Below are 18,508 nucleotides of genomic sequence, written 5' to 3'. Positions count from 1 at the left end.
TGCCCGGAGAAAACTGATGTCTGAGAAAGCAGGCGAGATTTATTACGACATCGAGGCCGATGTATCTGGCTTGCTCAAGGCCCAGGGAAAGGCCAATAAGTCGCTCGACTCCATCGGCAACTCGGCGACCAATGCAGCCAAAAAGATGGATGAGTTGCAGACGAACATCAACCGCGTCGCCGGGGCAATTGCCGCCTCACTCGTTGTTGACTGGGGAAAGGCGTTTCTCGTAGCGGCTGACAACATGAGCCAGCTCAACGCTCGTATAGAGAGACTTACTGGTAGCGCAGCGACAGCCTCGCAGACTATGCAGAGTCTGATGCGCATCAGTTCGGCAACGGGTGGTTCGCTACAGGATACAGCAAAGCTGTGGGAGACTCTCAGCACGGCGTTGCGCGATACCGGTGCGACGAACGGCCAGGTCATCCAGCTCACCGAAACACTTCAGAAAATAGGTCGCATTGGCGGATCCTCGGCAGAAGAAATGGCGAATGCTCTTCGTCAGTTCGGTCAATCAATTTCCTCCGGTACTGTCCGGGCGGAGGAGTTCAACTCCATCCTTGAGCAAATGCCTGAACTGGCGCGGCAGATCGCCGCCGGGATGGGCGTAAGTATCGGAGAGCTTCGTCAGCTCATGCTGGACGGGAAACTGACGGCAGAAGATGCTCTGAACGCCATTCAGAAGCAAACCGGCTCAGTGAATGCAGAGTTCGAGAAACTCCCGCGCACGCTTTCACAGGCTAATACCGCGCTGACAAACTCATTCCTGTCGATGATTGATTCAGTTAACCAGGCAACAGGTGCGAGTAACGGCCTGGTGGCAGTTATCGATTCAATGACAGCTGCGCTCGACCGGCTGGTGGGTAAAGCGGCGTCGGCAGATGCTCAGATATCGGATCTGAACAGCACCGCTGAAATGTTTACCCGCCGCGCGCGCACCTGGTCATGGCTTGGGCTTGATGGCTGGGAGGCGCAAAACAAAGCGCTGGCCGGGCTGAGTAATAAAGCCGCCATGCTGGTTGGCGACCTGACCGCTGTTTCCAAAGCATCGCAGACCGCGGCTAACACAAAGCCGATCGAGATTAAAACGACCGCCTCAGCTACTGGCAGCAAAGCGAAAGGCGGAAAGTCTGCGGCACAGAAAGAAGCTGAGCAATACGCTAAAGCTCAAGAATCTGTTAATCAAAAGCTGGATGAACTGAGGCAGAAGGCCGAGCTGTCAGCTGGCAGTGTCCGTGAACTGTCCAGAGCGCAGGCCGTGCTTAATGCGCAACAGTCTCTCGGTAACACAGCCACGCAGGAACAACTTCTGCTGGCCGGGCAACTGGCAGGAAAAGCCTGGGACAATGCCAACGCATTGCGTGAGCAAGCCAAGGCTGAACGGGAGCGCACAGAGGCTGCCAATAAGTTCAGTACCATCCAGGGTAAAACCAGCAAAACTGCCGGGCTGGATAGCCAGTATCAGAAAGACATTGCTGACATCCAGCTTTACGCCCAACTTTACCCGCAGAAGATCGGGGAGGCTGAGGCAGCGCGTGCCGCTATCGAGCAGCAGTATCGTGATCAGCGTAACGCTGCGATGTGGGAAGAATGGGCGCAACAGAATGCTGCCACGCAGGCAGCGGCGGCGGCATTTACCGCATTCGGCAATAATGCCTCTAACACTCTGACTGGCCTTATCACCAAAAGCATGGACGCTGAAGAGGCAGCTAAATCTTTAGGAAGAACTGTTTTAAATAGCCTAGTAAACACATTTGTGCAGATGGGCGTCGAGTGGGTTAAGTCGGCCATTATGGGCCAGACGGCCACTACCGCGGCGGTTGCAGCATCCACCACGGCACAGGCAGCAGGCATTGCCACCACGACTGCCACTTCTACAGCGGCTGCGGCGGCTACTACGGCGGCATGGACTCCGGCGGCCATTATGTCATCCGTGGCTTCATTCGGTGGTGCAGTGGCTATTGGTCTTGGTGCGATGGCTGGCATCCTGGCACTGTCAGGAAAGCGTAAAAACGGCGGCCCCGTCTCGGCTGGTGGGATGTATCAGGTCGGCGAAGGTGGCATGCCAGAGATTTACCAGGCCAGTACCGGTAAGCAGTACATGATACCGGGCGACAACGGCAGGGTGATCAGCAATAAAGAAATGACAGCCGGTGGAGGTGGTGGAGTGGTAATCAACATCCAGAACTATACGTCATCATCGGTCGATGCGCAGGCTGGTACGGATGCAAATGGTGGAGTGACTGTGGATGTAATTGTCGCTGACCTGAACAACGGCGGGCCAATCAGTAACGCCATAACCAGCAACATGAATGTTAAACGCACGCCAAGGGGGCAGGGCTGATGCCAATTATCGACTATCCCGACTGGCTGCCGCTGGCTCAGAAGGCCAGCAAAAACATGACTCTCGATACCGGGTTCCAGACCGATCAGCCAGCGGTCGGACCGGCTATCTTTGAGAATCAAACTGACGATCTGAAAGTGACCTGGTCACTGACGTGGATCTTCACTCTGGCTGAGGAACGAGCATTCCGGCAGTGGCTACGCAGCCCAAACTATCTCAACAGGGGCCTGAACTGGTTCAGGATGAATATCAATCTGGGCGGCAGTGGTCTCCAGTTGCAGGAGCTTCACTTCACGCAGATGCCGGTGCAAACCAGTATCGACGGCGGGGTGGTGACATGGACAGGAACCGTTATTGCCAACCACCTGTACAACGCTGACGACGAGTTTGACGACGTAATTGTTGAGCTGCCGCCGCCGTGGCCTTCAGTGCTTGATATCGTGGTGACTGGCTATCCGGACGGACGCGATCAAGAAAGTCTTCCGAGGGTTCCCTGATGCCTTCATATCGTGAATATAATCAGAAGCGCCCGATTAGCGGCTGTTACAACACCATCACGTTCTATCACCCCTCCTTTGGTTACGTCCGCCTCGTCGACAAACAGTTCTTCCCGAAGACGCTTGGCGGCCAGACGTACACGCCTGCGCGGTTTGAAATCGAAGAGAGCCAGCAGAGCGGAACTCCGGTAATCGACGCAACGGTGAAGCTTGGGCGACTGTCTTCAGATATCAAAACGCTGATGAAGAAGTGGAGTGGTGTTTCCAGGCTGTCGCCTATCACGGCAACTCGTCAGGTTTTCGATAGAGTTGATACCTCTACGCCAATGAAGAATTGGACATTATTTGTAAAAACTGTCGATGTTGTTTCAGATAACGCATCAGTTACTTTATCAATGACAAACCCGCTAAATAACAACATTGGCCAACCATATGATCCAGTCGAATACACGGGGCTTCAGTACCTCTGATTTTATCAGCAGGATGATCGGCGTGCCGTGGTCTAACCGCGCCTGCTCATTCGAAAAGACTGATTGCTGGGGGCTGGTTGTGCTGTATTACCGACATGTGCTCGACATTGAGCTGCACCAGACGCCGGGTTACGAAGCCGGGGAGGATTTCTTCACCTGCTATCAGGGAGACGTCGTTTTCTGGCGCAAGGTCGATAAACCGGTCGACGGGGGGATATTTGTCGGGTACCGCGGCGCGCAACCGGCGCACGTTGGCCTGGTACTGAACCGGCAGGCGCTGCACTCGCGTGGAGAGAACGGAAGCGTGCGCATGGACTCGTTGCTGGTCATTCAGCGGGCATTCACCAAAGTGGAGTTTTTCGAATATGGCGCTGGTTGAGATATCGAATTTTCCAGGAACGCCTAAGCTGCGTTGCAGGGTGCCAAACGGCACCCTTTTTTATGACTGGCTGGCGGCCAATGACGCCACTTTCCACCGCGATCTGCTGATCGTCCGCAACGGCGTAAAGCTGGGCGACGATGATGAGCTGGCGTTTGAGCTGAGCGAGCTGGACCACATCCAGATATTCGACCAGCCAAAGGGTATTGTCGATGACATCCTGAGCCCGATCTTTAAAGTGGTTGGTCAGGTATTTTCTTTCCTGGCGCCGAAGCCAGCTATTGCAAACAACGGCGGTAATACCGTCGACTCGCCCAACAATAGCCTGACCGGTCAGACAAACACCGCGCGCGTCTACAAAGCCAAGCCGGACATCTACGGGCAGATTCGTTCGTTCCCGGATCTGATCCAGGAATCAGTATTCGAATACGTACACCAGACTTCCACAGACGGCGGCCTGAAGTACGTCACTGAATGGATGTGTATTGGGATCGGCAAATACGATTACGAGTCTGTGCGCTACTCAGAATCAAGCCTGGGCTCTCTGGCTGGTGCCGAATTCCAGTTCTTCCAGCCAGGAGAAGTTATCCCGCAGATCGTCGAGGGATACGGGTTCGATGACGTTGACGGCCAGGAGGTTCCCGGGCAGAACGAAGCCAGCGACTTCCCGATCGAAACAGCAACGGCAAACACGGTGGTCAGCGGAACGTATTCCGGCGGCCAGATAGCGATGAAAATCGTGAAACAAGCCGAGTTCGATTATTTCATGGGGCTGGTTCTGCCGCACGCTGTGACTTTCACCATCAACGTGACGTACAGCACGGCCTCAGGCAGTGTCACCACCGACGCGACATTCTCAGGCACGCTGATTTCAGCGGTTGAAACAAACGACGGTGCAGTGGTTAACCCGGTGCGCTGGTACACGTTTACGATGAACCAGCTGGAGGGGCCGCAGGACATCCCGGCGAATGCCACGATCAACACCACGAAATTCATCCTCAACGATAACGAGGCGTTGGTGGTTGGCCCATTCTTCTCACCGGTTGAATCCACTCAGCTGTGGCTGCATACACAGTCCAGCCTCGGTGGTAAGAAGGAGACAAACTGGAAGGTTGTCATCTGGAAAATCGACGACGACTACAACCAGGTGCCGGGAACGCAGCAGACGTTTACGTACCTGCAGACGACGCCGCACCAGTCGACGAGCGAGGTGTTTTATCGCACTGACAAGATCACTCCGACCGGCGGGTTCGGGAAATACGCGGTCAGCTTCCAGCGCACGGATAACTCCGGTGACGCGTCACTGCTCAAGGTCGAAGAGATCCACAGCATCAACATCAGGACAAACGTCGTTCACCCGACCGACACGCTTGTGCGAGTAAAAGTCCGGGCGACAGAGAACGCTCTTGGCAGCCGCGAGCGCAAATATAACGCACTGGTGACGCGCCACACCATTACGTACGACCTGGACACGCAGACGGTGGATTACACCCTGAGGCCGTCGCGCTCGTTCGCTGATGCAGTGGCTCACACCTGGCTCATCATGGGTGAGCAACCGGTAAGCAGCATTGACCTGTACGGGCTGTACTCGATCGCCGAAAGCCTGCCTGATGAGCGACTGGGCTACTTCGACTACACGTTTGACGACGAGAACGACTCTCTCGGCGACCGCGTGCAGGCCATCTGCAATGCGGCGTCTGTTGTGGCGTACTGGGATGATGGAGTACTGACGTTTACCCGCGATCAGAAGGTTGACTACCCGGCGGCCGTATTCAACCGGGCCAACATGAAGACGGACGAGTACAAAATGACGTACGAAGCTACTCTTCCAGGCGGTTATGACGGCGTACAGGTGTCCTACGTCCACCCGACCACGAACAATAAGACGTACATCAACTACCGCGTGCTGAACGGCGCCATCGTCGAACAGGAAGCGGAAAACCCGAACAAGCTGGAGATCGTCGGCTTCCGTAATGAGTATCAGGCCCGGGAGCGAGCTCTGCGCGAAACAAAGCGCCTGATCTACTCGCGCGTGAAGATGAATGCCAAAGTGTTCGAAGACGGCATTATCCAGGTCGGCAGCGTCATTCAGATGCCAGACATCTACGACAGCAACCAGTAGGGTGGTTACGTCACCGGCCGCTCCGGGAATGACTTCGATACCAGCGAGCCGATCACGTTTACCGGATCGATGTATGTGCTGGTTACCGACAGCCTGGGTAACCCAACTCTTCGTTATCCGGCCACCGCCCGTAGCGACACGAAGTACGGATTCACCGCGGCTATCCCTAACATTCAGCTCAACATATGGAACGGTGACACTGTGCAGCTCCCGTCGCGCTATCTCATTGCGACAGTTGAGGAACTGGACAGTCAGCTATGGACGGTCAATAGCATCAAACCGAACACAGATAACACGGTATCTCTGACCGTCGCTGAATACAGCGACGCCATCTACCAATAAGAACCGTCCCCGACCAACCGAACCCGGCCACCGTGCCGGGTTTTTTTATGGAATCAATATGGCTACGCAACCTACCAATTTGCCTGTACCAAGCGAATCTTATCGCGACCTGAAGTATAACGCGGGGAAAATTGACGAATTCGTTACGTCTTTAACGCTGCAATACATCGATCGCTTTGGCAATGCTCATTACACCATCGAGGGCCTGCGCTGGCTGGCGCAGCAGGCTATTGCTCAGTATGGATGGATACCTGTAGGCACCTTCCAGGATGGTGCTACGTTAACGACTCCTAATCAAATACTGAAAGATGAAACAGATGGAGAATATTACCGTTGGGATGGGGCCTTTCCAAAACTTGTACCTTCCGGATCCACTCCTTCAACATCCGGCGGAACTGGCGTAGGGGCATGGCTTAGCGTGGGGGATTCTACTCTTCGTGCTATGCTAGCAGCGCCAGGAGGAGACAAGCTGATAGGTAGTTCATGGGGTGGGTCTAGCGTTTGGGAGGATTACCCTTACAAAGGTAGCGTTAAGCCGTCGAAGGTTATTTACCCATCGATGAATACTACTCAGATACAGTCAATCCTTTCATCAGCTGGTCAGATATACGTTTCATCAGGAACTTATACAACCAGCACGGCATGGGCGATATATCCAAACACGGAAATTTGGTGGGATCCTGGAGCAACATTATATCCCGCAAACAATAACATGACTGTAATGACCTGTGATCCGACAATTTCAGGCGGAAATGGGGTAAGGAATGTTAAGTTACACAACGTAAGAATTGACATTAGTGGGAAGACAGGTTGTAAAGGATTTGTAGGGATAAAATTCAGAAACCATGGCCATCTTGACATGATGTGGGTCAATATGGGAACTGCCGCAAACAGCGTTGGAATTGAAATTGGCACTCTATGTTACGGTCTAAAAGTAGATGGTTGTGAAGTTATCGGTGGGGGCAGTGGAGCTATTAGGCTTCTTTTAAGAAACGGCGCAAATGCTATAACAGTTACTGGTTTTGATGGTTATTCAGGCACGCCAGAAATTGATATGCCCCAGTACGGAATAATTGTTAGTCATGGTCTTAATGGTGAGACGACGTGGGACTATGTGAATACATTCCCGACTGAAGCCGTAGTATTTGTAGGTGGATTTAGTCAAAATTGCAGTAAATATGGGTTCCTTGACCAAGCGCAAGGCACTAAGGTTTATGGTATGTACTTCGAGAACAACAGTTCATCAGATGTACGTATGTCTTCCTCAGTAGGTGCTTTGTTTCACAGATGCACCCATTCATCTCCGACTGCCGGATTACCTGCCAATGCCTACAGCGCGAGCAATGGTACACTCAATGCATTAATTGATGAGCCAGTGTACGGTAGTCGTGCTGGCGGCTTCTTCAAGATTGATGGTGGCTCAGATGGGACTGTCACAGGTATTGTGGTTAACATCAACACATGGAAGTCAGACCAAGGCATCACAGAGGCAGACCTCGGTGTGCTTAGTGCAGCCAAGGTCAATCGCCATGGCGTGCTACAGTTGCCTGCCGGCACTCTGAACCTTAACATGGGCTTCCGGTGGTATCGTCGTAATGTGACCTCAGGTGAAAACATTGCATTCACTGGTACGCCTTACGATGGGCAGGAAGTTAACATTCTGCTTCGTGGTTCAAACATTGCATCCCTGTCTGTTGCAGGTGTCCCTGTGAACGTGACAGGTGCCAACACATCTACTATCAAGATGACAATAGTTAAGCTTGTCTACTCGAAAGTAGTAGGTGCTTGGGTTATCAGCACTGGAGAGTGGAACGCGACAGCATAAAGAAGTATAAGGGCTGCAATGCAGCCCTTATATCAGTAAGATCCTACCTTTTCACCAATTTTAACCACAACAACATTGTCGATAATCCTGATAGAATCCTTGGATGGCCACACGTTCATCTCAGAAACGTCTTTCTTAACATTTTTTGCAAAACTTCTTGGCGCTGGAATTGTGTTCGCAATTCCATAAGATGAGATAAAGCTCGCTATTCTTGCTGTATTCCCACCATCCCATGCAAAGAAAGAACTACCAAAAACATTAGACTTAGGTAGCTTGTTCCACTCACCTCCATTCGAACCACCATAAAAGTATATTTTGAACTGTTTCCCAGAAATGCTTGGTTGTACTGACTCAGCTGCATTAACTATTGCACTAGCCATCCTGACATCATACTGTCTGGCAAGGAAATCTGAGTGAAATAAAGCAGAAGCATTAACAGATGAAGAACACAGCAAACCGAAAGATGCAGCAGTTGAAAGCGTTCTTTTATTTATTAACGATAAAGCCAAAGTTAATATAAATGAAAATGCGACTGGAGCAGCCGTGAAAGTTCTTGGGGCCTGATTAGCACCGAATAGATAAACAATAACAAAAGGCATAAAGGCAATGCACGGCATCATAATTGCTTCTACATGCATTCCCTTCACAAAAAGATACACGGCGACCATTAAGGCTACCAGTATAGCTAATGTATATACATTAATGCCGTAGAAAATATCGAAACTTAGAAGCCCTGCTGTGAATCGGTATAAGAAGGATATGGTCTCAGATGGCGTGATATTACCCCAACTAACCGTCTGGCTAAGATATGAGCTTGAGTTAATATCAAATATTAACTGAGCTATCTTATTCAAGATGAAATACAAGCCAATAGAAATTAAAGTTAACACGGCAACCAAAGATAGCAATCTTAGAGACTGCTTCATTGGCATTCTGTTAGATACAACATAACACATTGCGATCAAAGGAACAAAGTTGAACATGGATTGGTAAATTGATATAGAGCCAACCATACACAGAATAGATAAAGTTACATTTTTCTTATTCCTATCTCCCGCAAGGATCAACCATGCAGACAAAGCACCCAATAAAAAAGATATAGCTACCGTATCTGCTTGATTAATAAATTGAATTTGATAAGCAAGCTGAGGAATAGAAAAGAATAAAACAGAGCAAATGCTTGCCAAGAATATGTCTTTGAATAAAGTAATTGATATAATAAATGAAGATAAGGCAAAAATAAAAAGTCCAAATGCCACAGTTGCAAATGGAACATATGGTTCTGGGAGGATGTAAAGCTTTAACAGCGAATGTAGCCACCTGCCGAGAGAAATTGTTACTGAAAAATTATCTCTATATTCACCATCAATTGAAATAGTGAAATTAACTAGTGCATATCCATAAGCTGCCAATGAAGATATGACAGAACACAGAATCACTGGCAAGTATTTCTTGTCATAGTGCATTTTTCTTTCCTTTCAAAATATATCTCGGTCTTTGTTTTACTTCTATGTATATGCGCCCAATGTATTCACCAAGTACGCCGATCCCAATCAACTGAACTCCACCAAGGAATAAAACTGATACCAGGAGCGATGGATATCCTCTTACAGCGTTTCCAAAGGCAATGGTCCCGATAATCATCCACGCTCCGTACAGGAATGCTGCACCGGCAACAAAGAGGCCGATGTAAGTCCACATGCGAAGCGGGAAAGTGGAGAAACTAGTGATACCCTCAAGTGCCAGGTTCCATAGCTTCCAGCCGTTGAATTTCGTGCTACCGGCCACTCGTTCTGCGCGGGCATATTCAACGACATCGGTGCGGCCACCAACCCAACTAAGAACTCCTTTCATGAAGAGATTGCGCTCCGGCATGAGCTTTATGTTTTCTACAACGTCGCGAGACATGAGCCGGAAGTCGCCAACGTTTTCCTCAATTTTCGGATTACTGATTTTATTGTGAAGCTTATAGAACCACTCTGCGGTCTTGCGTTTCAGGCGGCCATCGGTGGATCGGTCAGCGCGTTTAGCGAGCACCATATCTGCACCGTCCTGCCATTTTTCGATCAGGTGCGGAATAACCTCGATAGGGTCCTGCAAGTCGACGTCAATTGGGATAATCGCTTCTCCGGTGGCACAATCAAGACCAGCGAATAGCGCAGGCTCTTTCCCAAAGTTGCGAGTGAACGACAACGGAACCACAAGCGGATCGGCAGTAGCAAGCGCGTTAATAATTGATTCTGTCGCGTCTTTACTGCCGTCATTGATGAAGACTATCTCTACTTCATGCTGCTGAAGCCCTTCAAATTCCCGAACCGTTTTATAAAAAATAGGTATCGCGTCTTCTTCGTTGAAGACGGGAACGACCAGAGAAATTTTCATTTCGCATCCCTAAAGACAATGAACTTTGAATAGATAAAACCGCACACCAGACTGATTGCGGAGAAGAGAATGAGAGTCACAATTGGAGCCATACCGGACTTATCGGCAGCCCAACCAACAGTTGCGCTCAAGGATCCCATAAACCCTACATACAGCATGTAGCGCATCGTGGTTGTCGAAGACTTAAACGTGAACCTGGCGTTTGCAAAGAAGCTGAATGACACCGCCACGACGAACCCGGCGAAGTTGCCAAGAGCCTGACCTGTGTGAAACGCGTATATGCAAATAGCGAACACAACCCAGTGAATGAGCGTGTTTATGACGCCGATCGATGTGTACTTAGCAAAGAGCTTTAACATTATAAAAATCAGTCAATTCGGAAAGGTCTGAAGTTTAGCACCACTGTGAAACTTGATCGACCCTCATATTTGACGATACTGTATATATATACAGTTATTTTGTGAGGTGATTATGCCACGCACAGCAGACATTCATGCCGCGTTTGTTGCGGCCATAGAGTTAAACCCCAAGGGGTATCGTTACCTGAGCACAGACGCATTCGTAGAGAAATTGCGGGAGTTCAACTGGCACTATACGCGTGAAGAAGCGAATGCCTGGATAGAGCGATACCAAAAAGACTTTGCTGACAAGACGACAGACGGTAGCGATAACAGATACTGGATCCTACGTAACATGGGGAGGGTCCAGTAATGGGATTTGCATCACCTGCAAGCGATTATGTCGAGCGCCAACTTTCACCCGAGGTGATTTGCAACATCGGCGCAGAAAGTAGGGTGCTTGAAACTGATTCAGGATTTGCAGTCATTGAACCAGCAGCCAAATGCGCGCCCGGCGATGTGCTGCTTATACTTTGCGATGGTCATACGCAGTTTGCCAAGTTGATGGGGAAATCGCTCATTACAGATGATGGAGAGGCAATAGAGGGAAGCGCACTGGCAGAAGTAGAGGTGCTTGGACGCGTCACGTTCTTCATCAATCGTGCAAGCGATGACGACGACTGCCCGGTGATGTAATGGGGCATGGGTGGGGCATAAAACAGCACTCGATCTAAGGTGAACTTAGACGACTGATGTTTTCGACATCTGCAACCATCTGTTATTTGGAGCGCTCTTGGACGATCTTTGTCGATTATGAAAAATGTATGCTCATGTGATGGGGATGCAGGTGTAAACCTTCCAATCTTACGCTGGCAGCCTGATGGCTTTAATGCCACAATATTTTTTTCTTCGCATGCAGGAAAGATGATGAAAAAAGTAGCAATTGTGGCTGCGATGCTGACGTTAGCGGGATGTGTTCAGGTTGATAACTATCAGGAAGTGATTAAGCACCCGGTACCTTCGCAACTGGCAGGTTACTGGCAGTCGAAAGGGCCGCAGAGCGCGATGGTGAGCCCGGAAGCGATCGCCACGCTGGTGGTGACGCCAGAGGGGGATACGCTGGATTGCCGTCAGTGGCAGCGCGTTATCGCGGTGCCGGGTAAGATCATGCTGCGTTCAGATGATTATTATAACGTGACGCGTAAGCTGGATGTCTATCCGCTGGAGCGTGATGGGGCGGCGCTGGAGTATGACGGTATGGAACTGTACAAGGTTGACCGTCCAACGGTGGAATGCGCAGATTACCTGAGCAAGAATCCGCTGGAGAGTAAGCTTCCGTAACCGTTTTGGAGTTTGCGCCCTCTACCCGTGGTCTGAGAGATCTCCACAAAATAATGCCTTCACCGTCGGCCCCCTCTCCCTGGAGGGAGAGGGCTGGAGTGAGGGGGAACATACGGCTCTGGTGGTCATTCCGTTCACTTTATGTTCCTTGCTACTCTGTAGCGACATGTGCGGTGAACGTGCCAGGGTGGCTCAGTCGCCACCACCCTGGCGACCCGGGCTCCCGGCGGAAACTCGCCGCTTCGCGGTACCCTCAGCTTTTTCCTTCAGGCTATCGGGTCGGGCATGAGCCTGCATCCATGCAGGCCACGCCCTCTCGGCGCTTCCCTGCGCCTCGCCCCGGCCTTACGGAAACGCTTCGGCGATTTACAGCCGGACCAGGGCATCGCTGAAAGTCCTCAGTTATTATGAAGGCAACGTTATTGCTTCTGCTTTCAAATTACTGGGGATATCTCTCCCTGTGGGAAAGGGTCGGGGTGAGGGCATCAGACCACACTGTTCCAGCACTACAGCGCGTCCTCAATCACCCAGACGCTGACGCTTCCCCCGTTACAGAAGAACGTCCCTTCGCCATCCGCCGCCGTGGTCACGGTTTCCTCGCGGTTGCCTAAAAAATCACGCCAGGTCTTATTGCCGTAATTTTCCCCGAGGCAGATCGTCTTCTCGCCGTCATCCCCATTCGACAGCACCACCACACAGCCCGGGTGCTCCTCAGTCCCGCTGCGGCTGAACGCAATACAGTTTGGATGATCGAAAAACAGCGTCTGCACGCCGTGGGCAAAACGCTGCCGGGCGAGGATCAGCTCGTGGAGCTGTTCAATCACCGGCATATCGATGTGATACGTCTCGCCATCCCCGCCGGTGTCGTCATAGCTGGCGCCAAAAAGATCCGGGTAGAACACGCTCGGCACGCCGTTTTCACGCAGCAGGATGAGCGCGTAGGCCAGCGGTTTGAACCAGGCTTCAACCGGGGCTTCCAGCGCCTGCAAGGGTTGGGTATCGTGGTTGGCTACCAGGGTCACGGCATGGAACGGATCGGCTTCCACTAGCGTACCGGTGAAAATCTGGCTCATATCGTAGTCGCGTCCCTGGCGTGACGCTTCGTGAAATTTCATTTGCAGCGGCGCATCAAACAGCATCGTTTTGCCGTCCACCTGATTGATGTAGTGCTGCAATTTATCCACTTCGTGAGACCAGTATTCCGCCACAATAAACAGCGGCTGCGGGGCCACCTCCTGGACGTGCTCAATCCACTCTTTATAGAACCAGGCTGGAATGTGTTTTACCGCGTCCAGGCGGAAGCCGTCGCAGTGGGTTTGCTCCATCACCCAGCGCGCCCAGTATTTGATCTCCTCCGTCACCGCATGGTTGCGAAAATCAATATTTTCACCCATCAGGTAATCGAAATTGCCCATCTCGTCGTCGACCTGATCGTTCCAGCCTTCGCCGGTGTAGTCGTTCACGATTTTGAAGATACCGTCCTCATTGGGGTTTTCAATGTGGTCGATACCGCTAAAGCATTTGTAATCCCAGATGAACTGCGAATACTGGCCGGCCCGAACGGGAAAGGTGTAGCGCGTCCAGGCTTCGCATTCGATGATCTCATCGCTGATTTGGGTGCGATCCTGCGCATCCACGCGCTGCACGCGGACGGGTTCCTTCTCATCGGCCCCCATTTTGTGGTTGACCACCACGTCCAGAAGCACCGCAATCTGGTTACTTTTTAAGGCGTTGATGGCCTCCAGCAACTGGGCTTTATCGCCGTATTTGGTGGCGACGCTGCCTTTCTGGTCAAACTCACCGAGGTCGAAAAGGTCATAAGAGTCATACCCGACGGAATAGCCGCCGGATGCCCCTTTGTAGGCCGGCGGTAACCAGACCATATTGATGCCGATTTCGTTCAGATTGGGGGCTAATGCCGTGACTTCTCGCCACAGTTCACCGCCGGTGGGGTAGTACCAGTGAAAACATTGTAAAAGTGTTGGGTTGCGCATGCACCATCTCCATGAGGTCGCGAAACTCAAGTATGGAGCAGGTTTGGCAGAAATGCCTGGCGAACGAAACGGTTAACGTTTGCCCGCCAGTTAAATGGCTAATTGATATCGCTATTACTTTGCGGAACCAGGACATGACCGCCCTGGTTACCGTAGGTGGAGAGAACGGTTTTCTGGATGGAATATTGCCCGACCAGCTTCGCCAGCTCATCCATTCTGGCTTGCAGCAACGTTTTTACCTGGCCTTCGTTGTCCAGGATCACCCGCAGCGTCGGGCGAAGCTGCTCCTGAATCTGCGTCGAAGGTTCACTTTCCTGAGTGAGACGAGCCAGTGAGTGCACCGCATTAACATAGTCGGTTTCACAGATGATCAGATCATCCCATAGTCCCTGCCGGGCCAGTCGCAACATCAACTGGCTCTGCTCAAGGAGTTGCTGATAAAGGGCATAAAGTTGCGGTGCGTTACTCATTAGACGGCGTCCTGGACAAGAGTTGGTATACCTGCTGCCTCCTTCCAGCCATCCGCAATATTGCGCAGTAAATTTTCCACCTCTTCGATGGCACTGGCATCATTGCGAAGGTTGGCCTGAAGCAGGCGACGAACCATATAGGCATAGAGAGCGATCAGGTTTTGTGTTAACTCGTCTTTACTCTCTTCATCCAATCCGACCTTCAGGCCATTTTCGATGATATTAATCGCTTTGGAGAGCGCCAGCCCTTTTGCCTGGATATTACCGTCTGCAAGGAACAGACGTGCCCGTACCAGTGCGCTGAGGGCTCCATCAAATAGCATGATAACCAGCTGCTGCTGGCTGGCGCTCATCACCGCGCTTTCAACTTCTATCTTTGCGTAGGCTTGCGTGCCTTTTGCGCCGTACATGTTATCCCCCTAGGGTCTGATTAGCGTTTACTACTTGTTGCTGGACGTATTTTCGAACTGCTGCGTCAGGTAACTGCTGGTAGAGTTCAGCGAGTTCATCATGACGTCTAATTGCGTAAACTGTTCTTTATAACGCGCTACCATGGTGTCGATACGCTCGCTGGCCGCGTTATATTGCTTAGTTAAATTGTTCAGGGTTTTACTGACGCCATCTTTGGCAGCCTGAATGATGCCGGTGCTGGAGAGCCAACCTGTAAGGTTTGTTCCAACGGTGGTGGTGATACCGGATGTTTTCCCGTCACCGATCAGCAGGTCTTTGATACCAGCCGCGCTGTTTTTCATTGCCGCGCTAAGCTTGTCATCATCCACTTCCAGTTTACCGGTGCTTGGGTCGGTAGTGATGCCAGCTTGAGCAAGGGTCTTGATATTGGAACTGGTGTGAGGGTTATTCAGCACGCTTCTCAACTGAGTCTGAATAGTGCGTAGCGTACTGTCGCCTAATAACGCGCCGTTGCTGGTATTCTGAGCGTCTGAACCCGCGTCCACAGCAGTATATTTTGTGAGGCTGCTGAAAGTATCTTGCAGGGAGTTATACGCCGTCACCCAGTCGTTTATCGCTTTGGTCGCTTTAGTGTTATCGGTAGTGATCGTTAAGGTCTGATTACCGGTTGTCACGTCGTTCAGGTTGAGAGTGATATCTTCCAGCGCATCACTGATTGTATTGCTGCTGTTTTCAATATCAACGTTATTAACTTTCAATAGCGCATTTTGGGCCGTAACGCTTTCCATCATGCCGTTAGCGGTATCTGCGCTATTACCGTTGTAGCCCATGAAGGACTGAAGTGCCGTATCGCCGCTGACACTAATAGTCATGGCATTGTCTTTACCGGTATCTTTCGACGTAATGGACAGACGATACTCACCATTACCGACGTTAATAATACTGGCACTTACGCCAGCATCCGCTTTGTTGATCGCATCTCGGATACCACTCAGAGATGAGTTTTCCGCACTGATATTAATAGTGACAGGTTTCTTGTCACCACCTTGCTGAATGGTGATGGTGCTGTCCGCTGTCGCAATCGCCGTTTTATTATCACTTTGCGTTTTAGCTGTTGTCAGGGTTTGCGCCTGCGCAAGCTGCGATACGTTAATGGTGTATTTACCCGCAATCGCGCTGCCGCTGGTTGTGGCACTGAAGGCTGTGCTGCTGCTGGCGGTGGTAGTCGCTGTAAACAGATCGGCTTTGCTAAGTGCAGTATTTGCCGTCTGGAAGGATTCCAATGCACTTTTCAGCGTGCCGTAGGCACTAAGTTTTGCTGTATAGGAAGTTTGCTGCTTAGAGATCGGCGTCAGCTGTGCTTTTTGTGCAGCGGTCAGACTGTCCAGAATGTCGCCTAACTGCAAACCTGATCCGACTCCCAACGTAGAAATACTTGCCATATTTATTCCTTAATGTAACGACACGTAGAACGAATAGTGGGGTTATCGGCCTCAACTCAGGAAAGTTTACGGTTAGATTCTTTTTTTTAATGGCGAGAATAGCGCTAATAGAGAAGAGTATTTCTGTGGCTAAAAAAATGATGCGATCCTGAAAAAAAATCTAAAGGTTGTTTTGGACCAGACGATAACACCTTTGACGGCGATGAAGCCGAAGGGTGGAAACCCAAATCTAATCCACAGATTTGATGAACAACAGGAAACGAAATCATGGCACAAGTCATTAATACCAACAGCCTCTCGCTGATCACTCAGAACAACATCAACAAGAACCAGTCTTCAATGTCTACTGCCATTGAGCGTCTGTCATCCGGTCTGCGTATCAACAGCGCAAAAGATGACGCAGCAGGCCAGGCGATTGCTAACCGCTTCACCTCCAACATCAAAGGTCTGACTCAGGCTGCACGTAACGCTAACGACGGCATCTCTGTTGCACAGACTACTGAAGGCGCACTGTCTGAAATCAACAACAACTTACAGCGTATTCGTGAGCTGACCGTTCAGTCTTCTACTGGTACTAACTCTAAGTCTGATCTGGACTCAATTCAGGATGAAATCAAATCCCGTCTGGACGAAATTGACCGCGTGTCTGGTCAGACTCAGTTTAACGGTGTTAATGTGCTGGCTAAAGACGGTTCCATGAAAATTCAGGTTGGAGCGAACGATGGCCAGACCATCACTATCGACCTGAAACAAATCGACTCTAAAACTCTTGGTCTGACCGGTTTTAACGTTAATGGTCAGGGCTCTGTGGCAAACACTGCTGCTACCAAGGATGAACTGGCAGCGGCAGCAGCTACAGCAGGTACAACACCATCCACCGATGCTGCCGGTGTAACCAAATACACTGTAGACGCAGGTCTGAATAAAGCCACTGCTGCAAACGTATTTGCAAATCTGTCTGATGGTGCAATTGTCGATGCCACAATTTCTAATGGTTTTGGGACAGCGACAGCGACTAACTATACCTACAACAAAGCAACAAATGATTTCAGCTTCGGGGCGACCATCGCTGCTGGTGCGGCAGCTGGTGACAGCAATAGCGCTGCACTGCAATCCTTCCTGACGCCGAAAGCAGGGGATACTGCTAACCTGAGCGTTAAGATTGGTGGTACTTCTGTTGATGTTGTGCTGGCGAGTGATGGTAAAATTACTGCTAAAGATGGTTCAGCACTGTTTATCGATTCAACAGGTAACTTGACTCAAAACAGCGCCGGTACAGTTGCCGCGGCAACGCTTGATGGTCTGACTAAAAACCATGACGCTACAGGTGCAGTGGGTGTTTCAATTACTACGGCTGATGGCGCAACTATCGCTCTGGCGGGTTCTGCTGACGCAGCAACAGGTTCTCAATCAGGTACAATTACACTGAGCAACGTTCGTATCAGCGCTGATGCTCTGCAATCCGCTGCTAAAGGTACTGCTCTCAATGTAGATAATGACGCTGATGGTACTGACGATATTTCTATTAGCGCAACTGGCGTTGTTACCACTGGGGGCGCGGCTACTTATACAGCGACTGATGGTACTCTGACTACTACCAATACCGTTGATTACTTCCTGCAAACTGATGGCAGCGTGACCAATGGTTCTGGAAAAGCTGTTTACACTGACGCAGCAGGTAAATTCACTACCGACGCAGCGACTAAAGCTGCTACTACTACCGATCCACTGAAAGCATTGGACGATGCTATCAGCTCCATCGATAAGTTCCGTTCTTCTTTAGGTGCCATCCAAAACCGCCTGGGTTCTGCTGTCACCAACCTGAACAACACCACCACCAACCTGTCTGAAGCGCAGTCCCGTATTCAGGACGCCGACTATGCGACCGAAGTGTCAAATATGTCTAAAGCGCAGATCATCCAGCAGGCCGGTAACTCCGTGTTGGCCAAGGCTAACCAGGTTCCTCAGCAGGTTCTGTCTCTGCTGCAAGGTTAATCGCCTGATTACGCTTAAACCCCGCTTCGGCGGGGTTTTTTCTATCCACGCACAAGCGTAACCCCCCAAATAACCCCTCATTTCACCCACTATTCACCCGATTAAAACCCCTCCAGAATCGGATAATCATGCCGATAACTCAACTAACGCAGGGCT

At 50.7% G+C, this 18,508-nt stretch carries 16 protein-coding genes and 1 pseudogene; 10 read left to right on the top strand and 7 right to left on the bottom strand.

The genetic code is table 11. From position 1 onward, the window contains the following. Nucleotides 1-16 precede the first annotated feature (16 nt). The 6 genes and pseudogenes from ACOTXD_RS15095 (at nucleotide 17) to ACOTXD_RS15070 (ending at nucleotide 7,979) form a co-directional block, all read left to right on the top strand. A complete protein-coding gene (locus ACOTXD_RS15095) occupies nucleotides 17-2,344 on the top strand; it encodes a tape measure protein (protein WP_047716498.1) in 2,328 nt (775 codons plus the stop codon). Beyond that, the gene (locus tag ACOTXD_RS15090; protein WP_126501526.1) at nucleotides 2,344-2,841 is read left to right on the top strand and encodes a hypothetical protein; all 498 of its coding nucleotides are present in this window, start codon (nucleotides 2,344-2,346) and stop codon (nucleotides 2,839-2,841) included. The genes ACOTXD_RS15095 and ACOTXD_RS15090 overlap by 1 nt, the downstream gene beginning before the upstream one ends. After that, nucleotides 2,841-3,311, top strand: coding sequence for a hypothetical protein (locus ACOTXD_RS15085; RefSeq protein WP_015571561.1), 471 nt, complete (start codon nucleotides 2,841-2,843; stop codon nucleotides 3,309-3,311). The genes ACOTXD_RS15090 and ACOTXD_RS15085 overlap by 1 nt, the downstream gene beginning before the upstream one ends. 13 nt (nucleotides 3,312-3,324) lie before the next feature. Further along, complete coding sequence (locus ACOTXD_RS15080) at nucleotides 3,325-3,690, top strand: NlpC/P60 family protein (protein WP_032649984.1); 366 nt, start codon at nucleotides 3,325-3,327, stop codon at nucleotides 3,688-3,690. After that, a pseudogene (locus ACOTXD_RS15075) lies at nucleotides 3,677-6,154 on the top strand (host specificity factor TipJ family phage tail protein). Before ACOTXD_RS15080 ends, ACOTXD_RS15075 begins: the two are co-directional and overlap by 14 nt. A 58-nt stretch (nucleotides 6,155-6,212) precedes the next feature. Then, nucleotides 6,213-7,979 (top strand): phage tail protein, encoded by a 1,767-nt coding sequence (locus ACOTXD_RS15070; RefSeq protein WP_126501524.1) that lies wholly within the window; start codon nucleotides 6,213-6,215, stop codon nucleotides 7,977-7,979. A gap of 32 nt (nucleotides 7,980-8,011) precedes the next feature. Here the strand turns inward: ACOTXD_RS15070 and ACOTXD_RS15065 are convergent, their stop codons facing one another. The 3 genes from ACOTXD_RS15065 to ACOTXD_RS15055 are packed head-to-tail and all read right to left on the bottom strand — an operon-like array spanning nucleotide 8,012 to nucleotide 10,720. Continuing rightward, nucleotides 8,012-9,445 (bottom strand): glucosyltransferase domain-containing protein, encoded by a 1,434-nt coding sequence (locus tag ACOTXD_RS15065; RefSeq protein WP_126501522.1) that lies wholly within the window; start codon nucleotides 9,443-9,445, stop codon nucleotides 8,012-8,014. Continuing rightward, entirely contained in the window at nucleotides 9,435-10,361 is a 927-nt protein-coding gene (locus ACOTXD_RS15060; protein ID WP_063444411.1) for a glycosyltransferase family 2 protein, read from the bottom strand. Before ACOTXD_RS15060 ends, ACOTXD_RS15065 begins: the two co-directional genes overlap by 11 nt. Beyond that, entirely contained in the window at nucleotides 10,358-10,720 is a 363-nt protein-coding gene (locus ACOTXD_RS15055) for a GtrA family protein (RefSeq protein WP_045340345.1), read from the bottom strand. Before ACOTXD_RS15055 ends, ACOTXD_RS15060 begins: the two co-directional genes overlap by 4 nt. A gap of 112 nt (nucleotides 10,721-10,832) precedes the next feature. On the opposite strand from ACOTXD_RS15055, the gene ACOTXD_RS15050 reads away from it, so the two are divergent. The 3 genes from ACOTXD_RS15050 (at nucleotide 10,833) to yedD (ending at nucleotide 12,040) form a co-directional block, all read left to right on the top strand. Further along, on the top strand, nucleotides 10,833-11,072 hold the full coding sequence (locus ACOTXD_RS15050; protein ID WP_045142339.1) for a hypothetical protein: 240 nt from the start codon (nucleotides 10,833-10,835) through the stop codon (nucleotides 11,070-11,072). Continuing rightward, nucleotides 11,072-11,395 carry a hypothetical protein gene (locus ACOTXD_RS15045; RefSeq protein ID WP_126501520.1) on the top strand — a complete coding sequence of 108 codons (324 nt, stop codon included), beginning with the start codon at nucleotides 11,072-11,074 and terminating at the stop codon, nucleotides 11,393-11,395. Before ACOTXD_RS15050 ends, ACOTXD_RS15045 begins: the two co-directional genes overlap by 1 nt. A gap of 231 nt (nucleotides 11,396-11,626) precedes the next feature. Then, nucleotides 11,627-12,040 (top strand): lipoprotein YedD, encoded by a 414-nt coding sequence (gene yedD, locus ACOTXD_RS15040; protein ID WP_003859613.1) that lies wholly within the window; start codon nucleotides 11,627-11,629, stop codon nucleotides 12,038-12,040. 506 nt (nucleotides 12,041-12,546) lie between these two features. On the opposite strand, the gene amyA is transcribed toward yedD, so the two are convergent. The 4 genes from amyA to fliD all read right to left on the bottom strand — a co-directional run bounded on the left by amyA (nucleotide 12,547) and on the right by fliD (nucleotide 16,357). Then, complete coding sequence (gene amyA / locus ACOTXD_RS15035; RefSeq protein WP_003859614.1) at nucleotides 12,547-14,034, bottom strand: alpha-amylase; 1,488 nt, start codon at nucleotides 14,032-14,034, stop codon at nucleotides 12,547-12,549. 98 nt (nucleotides 14,035-14,132) lie between these two features. Next, entirely contained in the window at nucleotides 14,133-14,504 is a 372-nt protein-coding gene (gene fliT, locus ACOTXD_RS15030) for a flagella biosynthesis regulatory protein FliT (protein WP_061856523.1), read from the bottom strand. Then, nucleotides 14,504-14,914 (bottom strand): flagellar export chaperone FliS, encoded by a 411-nt coding sequence (gene fliS / locus ACOTXD_RS15025; protein WP_006811147.1) that lies wholly within the window; start codon nucleotides 14,912-14,914, stop codon nucleotides 14,504-14,506. The genes fliT and fliS overlap by 1 nt, the downstream gene beginning before the upstream one ends. A 30-nt stretch (nucleotides 14,915-14,944) precedes the next feature. Beyond that, complete coding sequence (gene fliD, locus ACOTXD_RS15020; RefSeq protein ID WP_032659217.1) at nucleotides 14,945-16,357, bottom strand: flagellar filament capping protein FliD; 1,413 nt, start codon at nucleotides 16,355-16,357, stop codon at nucleotides 14,945-14,947. Between the two features lie 267 nt (nucleotides 16,358-16,624). Here fliD and ACOTXD_RS15015 point away from each other — a divergent pair, with 267 nt between their 5' ends. After that, nucleotides 16,625-18,352 carry a FliC/FljB family flagellin gene (locus ACOTXD_RS15015; RefSeq protein WP_032659212.1) on the top strand — a complete coding sequence of 576 codons (1,728 nt, stop codon included), beginning with the start codon at nucleotides 16,625-16,627 and terminating at the stop codon, nucleotides 18,350-18,352. Nucleotides 18,353-18,508 lie beyond the last annotated feature (156 nt).

The sequence above is a fragment of the Enterobacter cloacae complex sp. CDL013 genome, from assembly GCF_049238805.1.
Lineage (GTDB): Bacteria > Pseudomonadota > Gammaproteobacteria > Enterobacterales > Enterobacteriaceae > Enterobacter > Enterobacter hormaechei_C.
Note: the sequence above shows the minus strand (reverse complement) of the source record. Positions and strands in the feature narration are given on the sequence as shown.